The organism is Cellulomonas olei (assembly GCF_039548315.1).
GTDB lineage: Bacteria > Actinomycetota > Actinomycetes > Actinomycetales > Cellulomonadaceae > Cellulomonas.
Genome location: NZ_JBCLVN010000004.1, coordinates 145,790 through 161,624, shown reverse-complemented (window position 1 = coordinate 161,624; position 15,835 = coordinate 145,790). Strand labels below are relative to the sequence as shown.

Annotated in this window: 12 protein-coding genes; 1 reads left to right on the top strand and 11 read right to left on the bottom strand. The window is 74.0% G+C overall.

Annotated elements, in window-relative coordinates:
• The first annotated feature begins 103 nt into the window (after positions 1-103).
• Positions 104-649 (top strand): M15 family metallopeptidase, encoded by a 546-nt coding sequence (locus AAHH18_RS02190; protein ID WP_343300398.1) that lies wholly within the window; start codon positions 104-106, stop codon positions 647-649.
• A gap of 81 nt (positions 650-730) precedes the next feature.
• Here AAHH18_RS02190 and pyk read toward each other — a convergent pair whose 3' ends face one another.
• From pyk to AAHH18_RS02135, 11 genes are all read right to left on the bottom strand, one after another.
• Positions 731-2,161: a pyruvate kinase gene (gene pyk, locus AAHH18_RS02185; RefSeq protein WP_283320217.1), complete on the bottom strand. Its 1,431-nt coding sequence runs from the start codon at positions 2,159-2,161 to the stop codon at positions 731-733.
• Between the two features lie 87 nt (positions 2,162-2,248).
• Positions 2,249-3,721 carry a glutamate synthase subunit beta gene (locus AAHH18_RS02180; RefSeq protein ID WP_283320216.1) on the bottom strand — a complete coding sequence of 491 codons (1,473 nt, stop codon included), beginning with the start codon at positions 3,719-3,721 and terminating at the stop codon, positions 2,249-2,251.
• Positions 3,722-3,935: 214 nt separating this feature from the next.
• The gene (locus AAHH18_RS02175; protein WP_283320215.1) at positions 3,936-5,417 is read right to left on the bottom strand and encodes a glutamate synthase subunit beta; all 1,482 of its coding nucleotides are present in this window, start codon (positions 5,415-5,417) and stop codon (positions 3,936-3,938) included.
• Positions 5,410-9,993, bottom strand: coding sequence for a glutamate synthase large subunit (gene gltB, locus AAHH18_RS02170; protein WP_343300397.1), 4,584 nt, complete (start codon positions 9,991-9,993; stop codon positions 5,410-5,412). Before gltB ends, AAHH18_RS02175 begins: the two co-directional genes overlap by 8 nt.
• A gap of 151 nt (positions 9,994-10,144) precedes the next feature.
• Positions 10,145-11,035, bottom strand: coding sequence for a prolipoprotein diacylglyceryl transferase (lgt, locus tag AAHH18_RS02165; protein WP_459349068.1), 891 nt, complete (start codon positions 11,033-11,035; stop codon positions 10,145-10,147).
• Positions 11,036-11,257: 222 nt separating this feature from the next.
• A complete protein-coding gene (gene trpA / locus AAHH18_RS02160; protein ID WP_459349064.1) occupies positions 11,258-12,076 on the bottom strand; it encodes a tryptophan synthase subunit alpha in 819 nt (272 codons plus the stop codon).
• Positions 12,073-13,347 carry a tryptophan synthase subunit beta gene (gene trpB / locus AAHH18_RS02155; protein ID WP_283322036.1) on the bottom strand — a complete coding sequence of 425 codons (1,275 nt, stop codon included), beginning with the start codon at positions 13,345-13,347 and terminating at the stop codon, positions 12,073-12,075. Before trpB ends, trpA begins: the two co-directional genes overlap by 4 nt.
• A gap of 70 nt (positions 13,348-13,417) precedes the next feature.
• Positions 13,418-14,233, bottom strand: coding sequence for an indole-3-glycerol phosphate synthase TrpC (trpC, locus tag AAHH18_RS02150; protein WP_343300396.1), 816 nt, complete (start codon positions 14,231-14,233; stop codon positions 13,418-13,420).
• A gap of 140 nt (positions 14,234-14,373) precedes the next feature.
• Complete coding sequence (locus AAHH18_RS02145) at positions 14,374-14,853, bottom strand: DUF2752 domain-containing protein (protein WP_343300395.1); 480 nt, start codon at positions 14,851-14,853, stop codon at positions 14,374-14,376.
• A 6-nt stretch (positions 14,854-14,859) separates the two neighbouring features.
• Positions 14,860-15,309, bottom strand: a complete 450-nt coding sequence (locus tag AAHH18_RS02140) for a CD225/dispanin family protein (protein WP_283320210.1) — start codon at positions 15,307-15,309, stop codon at positions 14,860-14,862.
• Between the two features lie 159 nt (positions 15,310-15,468).
• Positions 15,469-15,789: an HGxxPAAW family protein gene (locus AAHH18_RS02135; RefSeq protein WP_283320209.1), complete on the bottom strand. Its 321-nt coding sequence runs from the start codon at positions 15,787-15,789 to the stop codon at positions 15,469-15,471.
• Between the last annotated feature and the right edge of the window lie 46 nt (positions 15,790-15,835).

The following is a 15,835-nucleotide window of genomic DNA, read 5'->3' as shown; positions in this document are numbered from 1 at the left end:
TGCGACCTCCGCCGGTGCGGCACCGCCGCCGCCCCCACCCTCGCCGCACGCGCCCGCCGGGCGCCGGGCACGCCACGTCCCCGACCCCCGGCGCGGACCGGGCGTGGTGCTCGCGGTCGCGGGGATCGCGTTGGCGCTCCTGGCCGGTGCGGCCGTCGGCGTCCGGGTGCTCGGCCGCCCCCCGGTCCTCGGGACCGGCCCGACGACGGCCAACGGCTGGCCCGCGATCGGCGAGGCGCACGACCGCCGGCTGACGCCGTTCGCCTGGGTCACGGGACGCGTGCGCGCCGGCGACGTCGACGTCGTCCTCATCCACGTGGCGGACCGCTTCAACGGCGAGGTGGAGCCGATCGACCGCGCGACCTCGTGGGGCTGGGCGGCCGGGGAGCAGCGCGAGGACGGCGACCCGCTGTCCAACCACGCCTCGGGCACGGCGGTCGACTTCAACGCGACGGCGCACCCGGAGGGCGAGTCCGGCACGTTCACCGCGGCCCAGGTCGCCACGGTGCGGGACATCCTCGCCGAGTTCGCGCCGGTGGTGGCGTGGGGTGGCGACTTCGACCGGCCCGACGAGATGCACTTCGAGATCGTCGGCACGCCGCAGGAGGTCGCCGCGGTCGCCGAGCGCCTCATGGCAGCGCGGCCCTGATCGACCCTCCGCCGGGGCCCGGACGCGCCGAGGGCCCCGCAGCACGCGACTGCGGGGCCCCCGGCGGGTGCGACGGTGACGTCAGGCGATGCGGCCCGCGGCCTCGTCGCCGATCTTGTGCACGACGACCGTGTTGGTCGACCCGACCACGCCGACCGGGGTGCCGGCGACGACGACGACGTAGTCGCCGACCTCGGCCAGGCCCTGGGCGCGCAGGGTGGACTCGACCTGCTGGACCATCGCGTCGGTGTGCTCGACCTGCGGGACCTCGTAGGTCTGCACGCCCCAGCTCAGCGAGAGGATGTTGCGCACCGCGGCCTTCGGGGTGAAGGCGAGCAGCGGGATCGGCGAGCGCAGGCGCGACATGCGGCGCGCCGAGTCACCGGACTGCGTGAACGTGACGAGGTACTTCACGCCGAGCGTCTCGCCGATCTCGGCCGCCGCGCGGGTGATGGCGCCACCGCGGGTGTGCGGGGTCGAGCCGAGCGGGGCGATGCGCTCCCGGCCGAGCTCCTCGGTCGCCTCGATGATCCGGGCCATGGTGCGGACCGTCTCGATCGGGTACTCGCCGACGCTGGTCTCGCCGGACAGCATGACCGCGTCCGCGCCGTCGAGCACCGCGTTGGCGCAGTCCGAGGTCTCGGCGCGCGTCGGGCGCGGGTTGTTCGTCATCGACTCGAGCACCTGCGTGGCGACGATGACCGGCTTCGCGTTGCGGCGGGCCAGCTCGACGGCGCGCTTCTGGACCAGCGGGACCTGCTCCAGCGGGAGCTCCACGCCGAGGTCGCCGCGGGCGACCATGATGCCGTCGAACGCGTCGACGATCTCGGCCAGGTTCTCGACGGCCTGCGGCTTCTCGACCTTGGCGATGACCGGGACGACCCGGCCCTCCTCCTCCATGATCCGGCGCACGTCGTCGTAGTCGGCGGCGTTGCGGACGAAGGACAGGGCGATGATGTCGGCGCCGGTGCGCAGAGCCCAGCGCAGGTCCTCCTCGTCCTTCTCGCTCATCGCGGGGACGGAGACGGCGACGCCCGGCAGGTTGATGCCCTTGTTGTTGGAGACCGGGCCGCCGACCTCGACGCGGGTGACCACGCGCGGGCCCTCGACGGCGGTGACGCGCACCAGCACGCGGCCGTCGTCGATGAGCAGCGGGTCGCCGACGCGGGCGTCGTCCGCGAGGCCCTTGTGGGTCGTGGAGACGAGCTCCTTGGTGCCCGGCACGTCCTCGGTGGTGATCGTGAAGACGTCACCCTCGGCGAGCTCGTGCTTGCCCTCGACGAAGCGGCCGAGGCGGATCTTCGGGCCCTGCAGGTCGACCAGGACGGCCACCGACCGGCCCGACGCCTTCGCGGCGGCGCGCACGTTGTCGTACACGCGCTTGTGCACCTCGGTGTCGCCGTGGCTGCGGTTCAGCCGCGCGACGTCCATGCCGGCGTCCACCAGGGCCTGGATCTGCTCGGCGGACTCCGTGGCGGGGCCGATGGTGCAGACGATCTTCGCTCTACGCATGGGGAAAGCCTAGGCCTTTCGTGGATGGCGGTTCGGACCGAACGTCCTGCTGGGCACGGAGCGGCCCGGACGTACGCGGGTGGTGGGTCACGGCCGCATCGCAGCCGTGCTCGCGGTCACCGGAGCGGGCAGCGCGGTACTGCCGGACAGGTAGGAGTCTACGGCCGCCGCAGCGGCACGGCCCTCAGCCACGGCCCACACCACGAGGGACTGCCCGCGGCCTGCGTCACCGGCGACGTAGACACCCGGGACCTTGGTCCTGAAGTCGTCGCGGCGCTCGACCGTCCCCCGCGGGCCGGTCGCGAGGCCGAGCTGCTCCAGGAGCGGCCCCTGCTCCGGCCCGGTGAAGCCGAGGGCGAGCAGCACCAGCTGGGCCGGGACCTCCCGCTCCGTGCCGGGCACGGGCACCGGGCGGCCGTCCTCGAGGCGGACCTCGGCGAGACGCAGCGCCCGCACGTGCCCGGCGTCGTCCCCGAGCAGCGCCGTGGTCGCGGCGGCGAACTCCCGCTCGCCGCCCTCCTCGTGCGCCGACGACACCTTGAACAGCACCGGCCACAGCGGCCACGGCTGCTCGGGCGAGCGCTCGGCGGGCGGGGCGGGCATGATCTCGAGCTGCGTGACCGACCGGGCGCCCTGACGCAGCGCCGTGCCGAGGCAGTCCGCGCCGGTGTCGCCGCCGCCCACGACCACGACGTCGAGCCCGGTCGCGAGCACCTGGCCGGGCGCGGGCAGGCCGACCGCGGCCCGGTTGGCGGGCACCAGGTAGTCCATCGCGGGCAGCACGCCGGCCAGGTCGCGCCCCGGCACCGGCAGGTCGCGCGGGACGGTGGACCCGACGCACAGCAGCACGGCGTCGTACCGGTCCCGCAGCTCCTCGCCGGAGACGTCGGCGCCGACCTCGACGCCGCACCGGAACCGGGTCCCCTCGGCGGTCATCTGGGCGATGCGCCGGTCCAGCACGGCCTTCTCGAGCTTGTACTCGGGGATGCCGTACCGCAGCAGGCCGCCGGGCGCGTCCGCGCGCTCGTACACCGCCACCGTGTGCCCGGCGCGCGTGAGCTGCTGCGCCGCGGCCAGGCCGGCGGGGCCCGAGCCGACGACGGCCACGGTCTGGCCGGTGAGCCACTGCGGCACCTGCGGCTCCACGAGCCCGCGGGCGAAGCCCTCCTCGGCGATCGCCAGCTCGATCTCGCGGATCGTCACCGCCTCCTGGTTGAGGCCCAGCACGCAGGACGCCTCGCACAGCGCCGGGCACACCCGCCCGGTGATCTCCGGGAAGCTGTTCGTCGCGTGCATCCGCTCGACGGCGTCGCCCCACTGGCCCCGCCACACCAGGTCGTTCCACTCCGGCATGAGGTTGCCGAGCGGGCACGCGTGGTGGCAGAACGGGACGCCGCAGTCCATGCACCGCGACGACTGCCGGTGCAGCCGCTCCAGGTCCTCCGGGTGGCCGGCGCGGTGCGCGTGGACCTCGCGCCAGTCCAGGAGCCGCAGCGCCACGGGACGGTTCGCGGGCAGCTCGCGCGAGCGGTGGGCGAGGAAGCCCCGGGGGTCGGCCATGGTGCCCGAACCTACGGCTCCGCGCGGGCCCCGGACTGGACCGAACGTCCCGCCTCCCGGCCCGACCCGTGGACCGTGCCGTCCCGCATCACGGACGCGGCGGGTCGCGCGACCGCGACCGCGACGCCGTCGTGGCCGGGCCGCACCCGCACGCGCGGCCCGGACACGACGGTGCCCGGGCGGGTCACCCCGCCCGGGCACCGTCGGCACCGTCTCAGGCGCGCAGCGCGACCGTCCCCGCCGTCACCGGCGCGGGCAGCTCGGTCGACCCGCCGAGGTAGGTGTCGACCGCAGCGGCGGCGGCGCGGCCCTCGGCGATCGCCCACACGATGAGCGACTGGCCGCGGCCCGCGTCGCCGGCCACGAACACGCCGGGCACGGACGTCGCGAAGTCGTCCGTGCGCGCCACCGTGCCGCGCGCGGTGAGGTCGACGCCGGCCTGCTCGACGAGCTCCTGCGTCTCCGGGCCCGTGAAGCCCATGGCGATGAGCACCAGGTCCGCCGGCACGTCGCGCTCCGTCCCCGGGGTGGGGACGCGGCGGCCGTCGGGCAGGTACTCGGTCGTCGCGAGCCGCAGGTGCGTGACCCGGCCCTCGTCGTCGCCGACGAACGCCACGGTCGACGCCAGGTACGCGCGCTCGCCGCCCTCCTCGTGCGAGGACGACACCTCGAACAGCACCGGGTCGGTCGGCCACGGCTGGTTCGCCGGGCGCTCCACCGGGGGCTGCTTGCCGATGGCCAGGGTCGTGACCGACGCGGCGCCCTGCCGCAGCGCGGTGCCGACGCAGTCGGACCCGGTGTCGCCGCCGCCGATGACCACCACGTGCTTGCCGCGCGCGTCGATCGGGTCCGGCACAGCCTTGCCCGCCACCTGGGCGTTCGAGCGGTGCAGGTACTCCATCGCCGGGTGGATGCCCGCCAGCTCGCGGCCCGGCAGCGGCAGCTCGCGCGGCACGGTCGCGCCGGTGGCGACCACCACGGCGTCGTACCGGGCACGCAGCTGCTCCCAGGTGATGTCGCGGCCGATCGCCACGTTCGGGCGGAAGCGGGTGCCCTCCGCCGCCATCTGCTCGAGGCGGCGGTCGATGTGCCGCTTCTCGAGCTTGAAGTCCGGCACGCCGTACCGCAGCAGACCGCCGATCGCGTCGTCCCGCTCGTACACCGCCACGGTGTGCCCGGCGCGCGTCAGCTGCTGGGCGGCCGCCAGACCGGCGGGGCCGGAGCCCACGACGGCGACGGTGTGCCCGGACAGGCGCTGCGGCACCTGCGGCTGCACGAGCCCGCGGTCGAAGGCCTCGTCGATGATCGAGACCTCGATGTTCTTGATCGTCACCGCGGGCTGGTTGATCCCCAGCACGCACGCCGACTCGCACGGGGCCGGGCAGATCCGGCCCGTGAACTCCGGGAAGTTGTTCGTCGCGTGCAGGCGCTCGATCGCGTCGCCCCACTGGCCGCGCCACACGAGGTCGTTCCACTCGGGGATGAGGTTCCCGAGCGGGCAGCCGTTGTGGCAGAACGGCACGCCGCAGTCCATGCAGCGCCCGGCCTGCCGGTGCAGCAGGGTCGCGGACTGCGGGTCGTCGGCGACGCTGCGGTGCTCGTGCACCTCGCGCCAGTCCATGAGCCGCAGGGGCACCGGACGGTTGGCGGGCAGCTCGCGCTCCCGCACCTTCAGAAACCCACGGGGGTCAGCCACGTGCCACCTCCAGGATGCCCTCCCACACGCCGGGGGCGCTCGGGTCCAGCCCGTCCGCCTCGGCCTTCGCCAGTGCCGCGCGCACGCGGGCGTACTCGGTCGGCTGCACCCGGGTGAACCGGGCGCGCGCCGTGCCGCCGTCGCCGGACCAGTCGGCGAGCAGCTCCGCCGCGACCCGCGAGCCCGTCTCGTCCGCGTGCCGCCGCAGCAGCGCCAGCACGACCTGCGCGTCCTCGTCGTCGAGCGGCGCCAGGCCGAGCTCGCCCGAGGCGACACCCTGCACGTTGACGCGCTCCGACTTGAGGTCCAGCACGTACGCCGTGCCGCCGGACATGCCGGCCGCGAAGTTGCGCCCCGTCCGTCCGAGCACCACGACGGTGCCGCCGGTCATGTACTCGCAGCCGTGGTCCCCCACGCCCTCGACGACCAGCGTCGCGCCGGAGTTCCGCACGCCGAACCGCTCGCCGACCACGCCCCGGAGGAACAGCTCGCCCGAGGTCGCGCCGTAGCCGATGACGTTGCCGGCGATGACGTTGTGCTCGCCGCTGAGGACGGCGTTGCGGTCGGGCCGCACGACGACCCGGCCGCCCGACAGGCCCTTGCCGACGTAGTCGTTCGCGTCGCCCTCGAGCCGCAGCGTGATGCCGCGCGGCAGGAACGCCCCGAACGACTGCCCTGCCGAGCCCGTCAGCACGACCTCGATCGTGTCGTCCGGCAGGCCCTCGCCGCCGTAGCGCCGCGTGACCTCGTGGCCGAGCATCGTGCCGACCGTCCGGTTGACGTTGCGCACCGGCAGCTCGATGCGCACCGGGCGGGCGTCCTCCAGGGCCGGCCCCGCCATCGCGATGAACTGGTTGTCCAGGGCGCGGTCCAGGCCGTGGTCCTGGTCGTGCACGTGGTGCAGCGACGACCCCGGGACGGGCTCCGGCTGCGCGAGCACGGGCGCGAGGTCCAGGCCCTGCGCCTTCCAGTGGTCCACGGCCTTGCGGGTGTCGAGCAGCTCGACGTGGCCGACGGCCTCCTCGATGCTGCGGAACCCGAGCCCGGCCAGGATCTCCCGGACCTCCTGGGCGATGAACTCGAAGAACGTGACGACGAACTCCGGCTTGCCGGTGAACCGGGAGCGCAGCTCCGGGTTCTGCGTCGCGACGCCCACCGGGCAGGTGTCCTGGTGGCAGACGCGCATCATGATGCAGCCCGAGACCACGAGCGGCGCGGTCGCGAAGCCGAACTCCTCCGCGCCGAGCAGCGCGCCGATGACGACGTCCCGGCCCGTCTTGAGCTGGCCGTCGACCTGCACGACCACCCGGTCGCGCAGGTTGTTGAGCACGAGCGTCTGCTGGGTCTCGGCCAGGCCGATCTCCCAGGGCGTGCCGGCGTGCTTGAGGCTCGTCAGCGGCGAGGCGCCGGTGCCGCCGTCGTGGCCCGAGATGAGCACGACGTCGGAGTGCGCCTTGGCCACGCCCGCCGCCACGGTGCCGACGCCGAACTCGCTGACGAGCTTGGTGTGGATCCGCGCCCGCGGGTTCGCGTTCTTGGCGTCGTGGATGAGCTGCGCCAGGTCCTCGATCGAGTAGATGTCGTGGTGCGGCGGCGGCGAGATCAGGCCGACGCCCGGCGTCGAGTGCCGGGTCCGCGCGACCCACGGGTACACCTTCGGGCCGGGCAGCTGGCCGCCCTCGCCCGGCTTGGCGCCCTGGGCGAGCTTGATCTGGATGTCGTCCGCGAACGTCAGGTACTCCGACGTCACGCCGAACCGGCCCGACGCGATCTGCTTGATCGCGGAGCGGCGCTCCGGGTCGTGCAGGCGCTCCGGGTCCTCGCCGCCCTCGCCGGTGTTCGACTTGGCGCCGAGCCGGTTCATCGCGATCGCGAGGGTCTCGTGGGCCTCCATCGAGATGGAGCCGTAGGACATCGCACCCGTGCTGAACCGCTTGACGATCTCGCTGACCGGCTCGACCTCGTCGACCGGGACCGGCGGGCGCTCGCCGTCCTTGAGCTCGAGCAGCCCGCGCAGCGTCATGAGCCGCTGCGACTGCTCGTTCACGCGGTGGGTGTACGACCGGAACACGTCCATCTGCCGCGTGCGGGTGGAGTGCTGCAGCCGGAACACGGTCTCCGGGTCGAACAGGTGGTCCTCGCCGTCGCGGCGCCACTGGTACTCGCCGCCGGTCGCCAGCCGGCGGTGGGCCAGCCGGTTGCCGTTCGCCGGGTACGCGTCGGCGTGCCGCGCGGCGACCTCGGCCGCGATGACGTCCAGGCCGATGCCGCCGAGCCGGCTGGTGGTGCCGGTGAAGTACCGGTCGACCAGCGCGTGCGACAGGCCGATCGCCTCGAACACCTGCGCCCCGCGGTAGGACGCGATGGTCGAGATGCCCATCTTCGACATGACCTTCAGGACGCCCTTGCCGAGCGCCTTGATGAGGTTCTTCACCGCCTGCTCGGGGCTCACGCCCGGCAGGTAGCCGTTCGCCGCGAGGTCCTCGACGGACTCCATGGCCAGGTACGGGTTGACCGCCGCCGCGCCGTAGCCGATCAGCAGCGCGACGTGGTGCACCTCGCGGACGTCACCGGCCTCGACGACCAGCGACACCTGGGTGCGGGTGTGCCGGCGCAGCAGGTGGTGGTGCACCGCGGACAGCAGCAGCAGCGACGGGATCGGCGCGCGGTCGGCGTCGGAGTCGCGGTCGGACAGCACCAGGAAGCTCACGCCGTCGGCGATCGCCTGGTCGCACTCCGCGAAGATCTCCTCGAGGCGCTGCTCGAGCGCCTCGCCACCGCCGGAGGCCGCGTACAGGCCGCGCACGATCGTCGCGCGGAAGATCCCGGCCATCGCCGGGTCCTTGTCGATCTTGACGATCTTCGCCAGGCCGTCGTTGTCGAGCACCGGGAACGGCAGCACGAGCTTGCGGGCGTGCAGCGGGGTGTCCTCGAGCAGGTTCGGCTCCGGGCCGATCGCCCCGCCGATGGAGGTCACCAGCTCCTCGCGGATCGCGTCCAGCGGCGGGTTCGTCACCTGCGCGAACATCTGCGTGAAGTAGTCGAACAGCATGCGCGGCCGCTGCGACAGGACCGCGACGGGGGTGTCGGAGCCCATCGCGCCCAGCGGCTCGGCGCCCGTGGCGCCCATGGGCGTGAGGAGGATCTTCAGCTCCTCCTCCGTGTACCCGAACGTGCGCTGGCGCCGGCGGACGGAGGCCGACGAGTGCGCGATGTGCTCCCGCTCCGGCAGCTGCTCCAGGTAGACGGAGTTCTCGCGGACCCACTCGGCGTACGGGCGCTGGGCGGCGAGCTGGGCCTTGATCTCCTCGTCCTCGACGATCCGGCCCTGGCCGGTGTCGACGAGGAACATGCGCCCCGGCTCCAGCCGGCCCTTGCGCACGACGGTCGCCGGGTCGAGGTCCAGGACGCCGGCCTCCGACGCCATGACGACGAGCCCGTCCTCGGTGACCCAGAACCGCCCCGGGCGCAGGCCGTTGCGGTCCTGCACGGAGCCGATCAGCGTGCCGTCCGTGAACGTCATCGCCGCCGGGCCGTCCCACGGCTCCATGAGGCTCGCGTGGTACTCGTAGAACGCGCGGCGCGCGGGATCCATCTGGGCGTGGTTCTCCCACGCCTCCGGGATCATCATCATGATCGCGTGCGGCAGCGACCGGCCGGCCAGGTGCAGCAGCTCGAGCACCTCGTCGAACGAGCCGGAGTCCGACCCGCCCGGCGTGCACACGGGCAGCAGCGGCGTCAGGTCGCCCAGCAGCTCGGAGCGCAGCATCCCCTCGCGGGCGGCCACCCAGTTGCGGTTGCCGCGCACGGTGTTGATCTCGCCGTTGTGGGCGACCATCCGGAACGGCTGCGCCAGCGGCCACGACGGGAACGTGTTGGTGGAGAACCGCGAGTGGACCAGCGCGAGCTCGGAGGCGTACCGCGGGTCCGACAGGTCGGCGAAGAACGGCTCGAGCTGCCCGGTGGTGAGCATGCCCTTGTAGGTGAGCGTGCGGGCGGACAGCGACGCGAAGTAGACGCCCAGCTCGCGCTCGGCGCGCTTGCGGAGCCGGAACGCCCGGCGGTCCAGGTCGATGCCCGCGAGCTCGCGCGACGGGTCCGCCACGACGAGCTGGCGGAACACCGGCATAGCGGCACGGGCGGTCGGGCCGACGAGGTCCGCCGTCACCTGCACGTCGCGCCACGCGAGCACGTCGAGCTTCTCCTCCGCCGCGATCGCCTCGACGGCGCGCACCGCGACGGTCCGCTCCTCGTCGTCCTGCGGCAGGTACGCCATGCCGATCGCGTAGCGGCCGGCGGGCGGCAGCTCGGCGTCGACGACGTCGCGCAGGAACGCGTCGGGGATCTGCGTGAGGATGCCGGCGCCGTCGCCGCTGTTCTCCTCCGCGCCCACCGCACCGCGGTGGTCGAGGTTGAGCAGCGCGGTCAGCCCGGCGTCCACGATGTCGCGGCCGGGGGTGCCGCGCAGCGTCGCGACGAACGCGAACCCGCACGCGTCGTGCTCGGCGGCCGGGTCGTACAGACCCGGACGCGGCACGGCGGGGGAAGCACCGAGACGCAGTGGCGACGCGGCCATCAGCACCGTCCTCACGACCCGTGGGGGCCAGATAGAGCTTGGGGGGCTGGGACGTCATCGGCCCGGGCAACAGTGTGGCGACGATACCTGCCGGAAACACAGGCGCTCACATCGCGAGAAAGTGACGTGGGTCACACGGGCTGAGCCGCGGTCAGCGGGCGGTGCCGTGCTCCTCCACATCGGCGTCCTGCGTACCGGATCCGCGCAGGTCGGGTGTGGTCTCGCGTCCAGGATGACGACGTCCGACGACCACGAACGCTACCAGCGCGCCCAGGCCGACGATGATCGACGTCCACACGTTGAGCCGGAACGGGCCGATCATCTCCGCGGGGTCGATGCGCAGCAGCTCGATCCACAGCCGCCCCGTCGTGTAGACCACGACGTACAGCCAGAACACCCGGCCGTGACCGAGCCGGAACCGGCGGTCGAGCCAGATGAGCAGCGCCGCGCCGGCCAGGTTCCACAGCAGCTCGTACAGGAACGTCGGGTGGAACAGCGTGCCGGGCTCGTAGCCGGCGGGCAGGTGCGCGTCGTCGATCCGCAGGCCCCAGGGCAGCGTCGTCGGGCCGCCGAACAGCTCCTGGTTGAACCAGTTGCCGAGCCGCCCGATGGCCTGCGCGACCAGGAGGCCGGGAGCCAGCGCGTCCGCGAACACCGGGAACGACACGCCCTGCCGGCGGCAGCCGATGTACGCGCCGACCGCACCCAGCGCGATCGCCCCCCAGATGCCGAGGCCGCCCTCCCAGATCGCGAACGCCTTCCACGGGTCGCCGCCCGCCCCGAAGTAGGCGTCCGGCGAGGAGACCACGTGGTACAGCCGGCCGCCGACGATGCCGAACGGGACCGCCCAGAACGCGATCTCGAGCACCTGGTCGGGGTCGCCGCCACGCTCCCTCCACCGCCGCTGGGTCAGCAGGACGGCCGCGACGATGCCGAGCAGGATCGCCAGGGCGTAGGCGCGCAGCGGCACCGGGCCGAGGTGCCAGACGCCCTGCGACGGGCTCGGGATCGCGGCCGGGAGGGCCGTGGCGAGGCTGAGGATCACGACGCGAGCCTAGGCCACGCCGCCGGGCGGTCGGCAGCGCGTCCGGCAGCGCCCGGCGGCCTCCGGGCGCGCGAGGTCGTCACGTCGGGCCGAGGTCGTCACGTCGGGCCGAGGTCGTCACGTGCACGTGACGACCTCGGCCGGGTGTGACGACCTCGGCGGGCGGCGCGGATCGGCGTTCGGCGCCGGTCGGCGGGCGGCGCGGACGGGCGGCGCGGGTCAGCGGGAGCGGCGGAGGCCGTCGGCCAGGCCGGACGCGACCGCGGCCAGGGCGTCGAGCCCCGCGCGCTCGTCGTCGGCGCCGGCCAGCGCCCGGACGAACGCCGAGCCGACGATGACGCCGTCCGCGTACCGCCCGATGTCCTGCGCCTGCTCCGGCCGGGACACGCCCAGGCCGACGCACACGTGGTCCGCGCCCGCCGCGCGGGTGTCCGCGACGAGCTGCTCCGCGCGGGCGCCGACCGTGGTCCGCTCCCCCGTCACGCCCATCGTGGACGCCGCGTACACGAACCCGCGCGACGCCGCGGCCGTCATCGCCAGGCGCTCGGGCGTGGACGACGGCGCGACGAGGAACACCCGGTCGAGGTCGTGCTCGCGCGAGGCGGCGATCCAGTCCTGACCCTCGTCGGGGATGAGGTCCGGCGTGATGAGCCCGGCCCCGCCGGCCGACGCGAGGTCGCGGGCGAGCGCGTCGACGCCGTAGCGCAGCACCGGGTTCCAGTACGTCATGACGAGCACGGGCGCGCCGGTGGCCGCGATCTGCTCGACGGCACCGAGGACGTCGCGCACCCGGGTGCCGCCGGCCAGCGCGTGGTCGACGGCGTGCTGGATGACGGGCCCGTCCATCACGGGGTCGGAGTACGGCAGGCCGAGCTCGACCACGTCGACGCCGGCCTCCACCATCGTGCGGGCGGCGGCGACGGAACCCGCCACGCTCGGGAAGCCGAGCGGCAGGTACCCGACGAGCGCGGCCCGCCCCTCGGCCTTCACGCGGTCCAGCGTCGCGGCCGTCCGCGAGGTCGTCGCCACGTCGCTCACAGCTGCTCTCCCTCGTCCGCCTGCACGACCGGCTTGTCCTCCAGCAGGTCGAACCACGCCGCCGCGGTCGCCACGTCCTTGTCGCCGCGCCCCGAGAGGTTCACCAGCAGGACGGGCTCGCGGCCGTCGGGCGTCTCCCAGCCCGCGACCTCCCGGCCGAGCTGGATCGCGCCCGCGAGGGCGTGCGCCGACTCGATCGCCGGGATGATGCCCTCGGTGCGGCACAGGAGCTGGAAGGCGTCCATCGCCTCGGCGTCGGTGACGGGCCGGTACTGCGCCCGGCCGATGTCGTGCAGCCACGCGTGCTCGGGACCGACGCTCGGGTAGTCCAGGCCCGCCGAGACCGAGTGGCTGGGCAGCGTCTGGCCGTCGTCGTCCTGGAGCAGGTACGACCTGGTGCCCTGGAGCACGCCCGGCGAGCCGCCGCTGAACCGGGACGCGTGACGCCCGGACGCGATGCCCTCGCCACCGGCCTCGAAGCCGAACAGCCGCACCGACGGGTCGTCGAGGAACGCGTTGAAGATGCCCATCGCGTTGGACCCGCCGCCCACGCAGGCCGCCACGGCGTCGGGCAGCCGGCCGATCTCCTCGGCGAGCTGGGCCTTCGCCTCCTCGCCGATGATCTTGTGGAAGTCGCGGACCATCTCGGGGAACGGGTGCGGGCCCGTCACGGTGCCGAGCAGGTAGTGCGTCGTCTCGACGTTCGCCACCCAGTCGCGCAGGGCCTCGTTGATCGCGTCCTTCAGGGTGCGCGACCCGATGGTCACCGGGACGACGGTCGCGCCGAGCAGCCGCATCCGGGCGACGTTGAGCGCCTGGCGCTGCGTGTCCTCCTCGCCCATGTAGACGACGCACTCGAGGTCGAGCAGCGCCGCCGCGGTGGCCGTGGCCACACCGTGCTGGCCCGCGCCGGTCTCCGCGATCACGCGCGTCTTGCCCATGCGCTTCACGAGCAGCGCCTGGCCGAGCACGTTGTTGATCTTGTGCGAGCCGGTGTGGTTGAGGTCCTCGCGCTTGAGGAACACCCGCACGCCCGGGGCGACGTGCTCCGCGAACCGCCTGACCTCGGTGAGCGGGCTCGGCCGCCCGGTGTACGTGCGGTGCAGCCGGGCGAGCTCCGCGCCGAACGACGGGTCCGCCAGCGCCTTGTGGAACTCCGTGTCGAGCTCGTCGAGCGCCGCGACCAGCGCCTCCGGGACGAACCGGCCACCGAAGTCACCGAAGTACGGGCCCGTGTGGGTGCCGAGCGGCCCCCCGGGCGTCTCCCCCACCAGGGGGACCTGCGGACCCTGCCGACCCGTGGTCACTCGCTGCTCCTCGCTGCCGTGCTGCTGGTGCGTGTCACTGCCGGACGGCGCGCAGCGACGGGTGCGCGCCCGCCGCCACGAGGTCCGCGACCGACTGCCGCGGCGCGTCGTCCGTGACGAGCGCCTCGCCCACGAGCACCGCGTCGGCGCCCGCCCGGGCGTAGTCCATGACGTCGTGCGGTCCCCGCACGCCCGACTCCGCCACCTTGACGACGTCCGCCGGGATGGCCGGCGCGACGCGGGCGAACGTGCCGCGGTCCACGTCGAGCGTCTTGAGGTTCCGGGCGTTCACGCCGACGACGCGGGCGCCCGCGTCCACCGCGCGCAGCACCTCCTCGGTGTCGTGCACCTCGACCAGGGCGGTCATGCCGAGGGAGTGCACGCGCTCCACGAGGGAGGTCAGGACGGTCTGCTCGAGCGCCGCCACGATGAGCAGCACCAGGTCGGCGCCGTGCGCCCGCGCCTCCCACACCTGGTACGGCGTGACGACGAAGTCCTTGCGCAGCACCGGGATGTCCACCGCGGCGCGCACGTGGTCGAGGTCGGCCAGGCTGCCGTTGAACCGGCGCTGCTCGGTGAGCACCGAGATGACGGTCGCGCCGCCCTTCTCGTACTCGGCGGCGAGCGCGGCGGGGTCGGTGATCGTCGCGAGGGCGCCCTTGCTCGGGCTGGACCGCTTGACCTCGGCGATCACCGTGACGGCGTCGTCGAGCCGCAGCCGCGAGACGCAGTCCTTGGCACCCGGCACGCGGGCGGCGCGCTCCTTGAGCACGGCCAGCGGCGTCGCGGCCTCACGCACGGCGAGGTCCTCGCGGACGCCCGCCACGATGTCGTCCAGCACGGTGCCCATCGGTCCTCATCTCCCCCGAGTCCGCGGCTGCCCGCCGCGCGGTGCCGCCCTCGCCATCGTAGGGGGCGCCGGGCACAGGGCCCGACCACGGCCCAGTCGGTGGGACGCGACGCGACCGCCGCCGTCCGCGCAGGAGCAGGTCAGGGGGCCAGCCAGGGCGCCAGCGCCGGCACGTTGCGGGCCACCCAGTAGACGACCAGCAGGACGAGCAGGGCGTTGACGGTCCACCCGGGCAGCAGGCGCGACTTGGGGGTCCCCCGCGCCGAGCGGCGGGTCCACGCGAGCCAGCTCGCGACGAGGAACGGCAGGGCCACGACGAGCAGCGGGTTCATGCCCCACGCGCCCGCGACGTCGAGCTGCGTGAGGTCGTGCAGCGCCCGCAGCGAGCCGCACCCCGGGCAGTAGAGCCCGGTCAGCATGAGGAACGGGCAGGTCGGGTAGTGGCCCGGGCGGTTCGGGTCGACCGTCGCCAGCACCGCCAGGGCCGCGCCCGCCGCACCGGCCACGAGCAGCGGCCCCGACGCCACGCGCCGCAGCGCGCCGCCCTGGGGCGACGTGCTGCGGCGCGGGTCGGCGTGCGCCGACCCGACGGCGTCGGGAAGCTGCCGGTCGGTGACCACGGTGGCTCAGTACGACGAGGTGAAGTCCGTGCTGAGGACGCCGGCGAAGATCAGGATCCCGTACAGGATCGTGAACACCAGGCCTGCGACGACGCTCCAGATCGCCCACTGCTTGGCCTTGCGGGCGGACTCCAGCGCTCCGGCCTGGTCACCGGCGTTCCACTTCGTGTTGACCTGCGAGGCGAAGACGATCGACACGATGCCCAGCGGGATGCAGCACAGCACCGTCGCGAGGATCGAGAAGACGAGGTAGTTCTGCGGCGGTGCGGCGTAGCCCTGCTGCCCGTAGCCCGCGGGCTGGCCGTACGCGCCGGGCTGGCCGTAGCCGCCCGCCGGGTCGCTGGACGAGTACTGGCCGTACTGCGGGATGCCGCCGGGCGTGCCGCCGGGCTGCTGGCCGGAGCCGTCGCCCTCGGGGTGGGAGTACGGGTCCTGCGGCTGGTTGGGCGTCGACATGGCGCTCCTGTCGTGGTGGTCCGTCGGTGGATCGTTCGCGTCTGCGCAGATGAGCGCTCTCAGCGGCCCCTCAGGTGTACCGGAGCCGGGGGCCGCCGTCCAGCGGTGGGATCCCCGTGCGCCCAGGTTCAGCCGGACGGCTCCGACCGGCGCGACGCGTCAGTGCCCGCCGGTGCGGCGCTGCTTCTCCAGCGTGTGCCGGCCGCCCTGGCCGTAGCCCGCGACCTGCAGGACCTTGCCGACCACGACGCCGCCGAGCGCGACGCCCATACCGACCCAGAACAGCCAGACCTGCCCGACGATCATGCCGAGCGCGGCGGCCACGGCGCCGACGAGCACGATGACGGTGGTCGTCCACGCGGCCGTGGTGTGGCCGTGGTTCGTGGGGGGCGCCGACGGCGGCAGCCGCAGCGTCTCGGAACCCGGGGACTGCGGGGCACCGGTCACGACACCGGGGGAACGGACCGACTGCTCGACCATCGTGGCAACACACCTTTCATGACGTGGTGTCGTCACCCTAGCGGAC

What these genes read in the sequence shown, in the direction of transcription:
- pyk (WP_283320217.1), bottom strand. Translation starts at nt 2,161, where the DNA reads ATGCGTAGAGCGAAGATCGTCTGCACCATCGGCCCCGCCACGGAGTCC.
- AAHH18_RS02180 (WP_283320216.1), bottom strand. Translation starts at nt 3,721, where the DNA reads ATGGCCGACCCCCGGGGCTTCCTCGCCCACCGCTCGCGCGAGCTGCCC.
- AAHH18_RS02135 (WP_283320209.1), bottom strand. Translation starts at nt 15,789, where the DNA reads ATGGTCGAGCAGTCGGTCCGTTCCCCCGGTGTCGTGACCGGTGCCCCG.
- AAHH18_RS02140 (WP_283320210.1), bottom strand. Translation starts at nt 15,309, where the DNA reads ATGTCGACGCCCAACCAGCCGCAGGACCCGTACTCCCACCCCGAGGGC.
- gltB (WP_343300397.1), bottom strand. Translation starts at nt 9,993, where the DNA reads ATGGCCGCGTCGCCACTGCGTCTCGGTGCTTCCCCCGCCGTGCCGCGT.
- trpC (WP_343300396.1), bottom strand. Translation starts at nt 14,233, where the DNA reads ATGGGCACCGTGCTGGACGACATCGTGGCGGGCGTCCGCGAGGACCTC.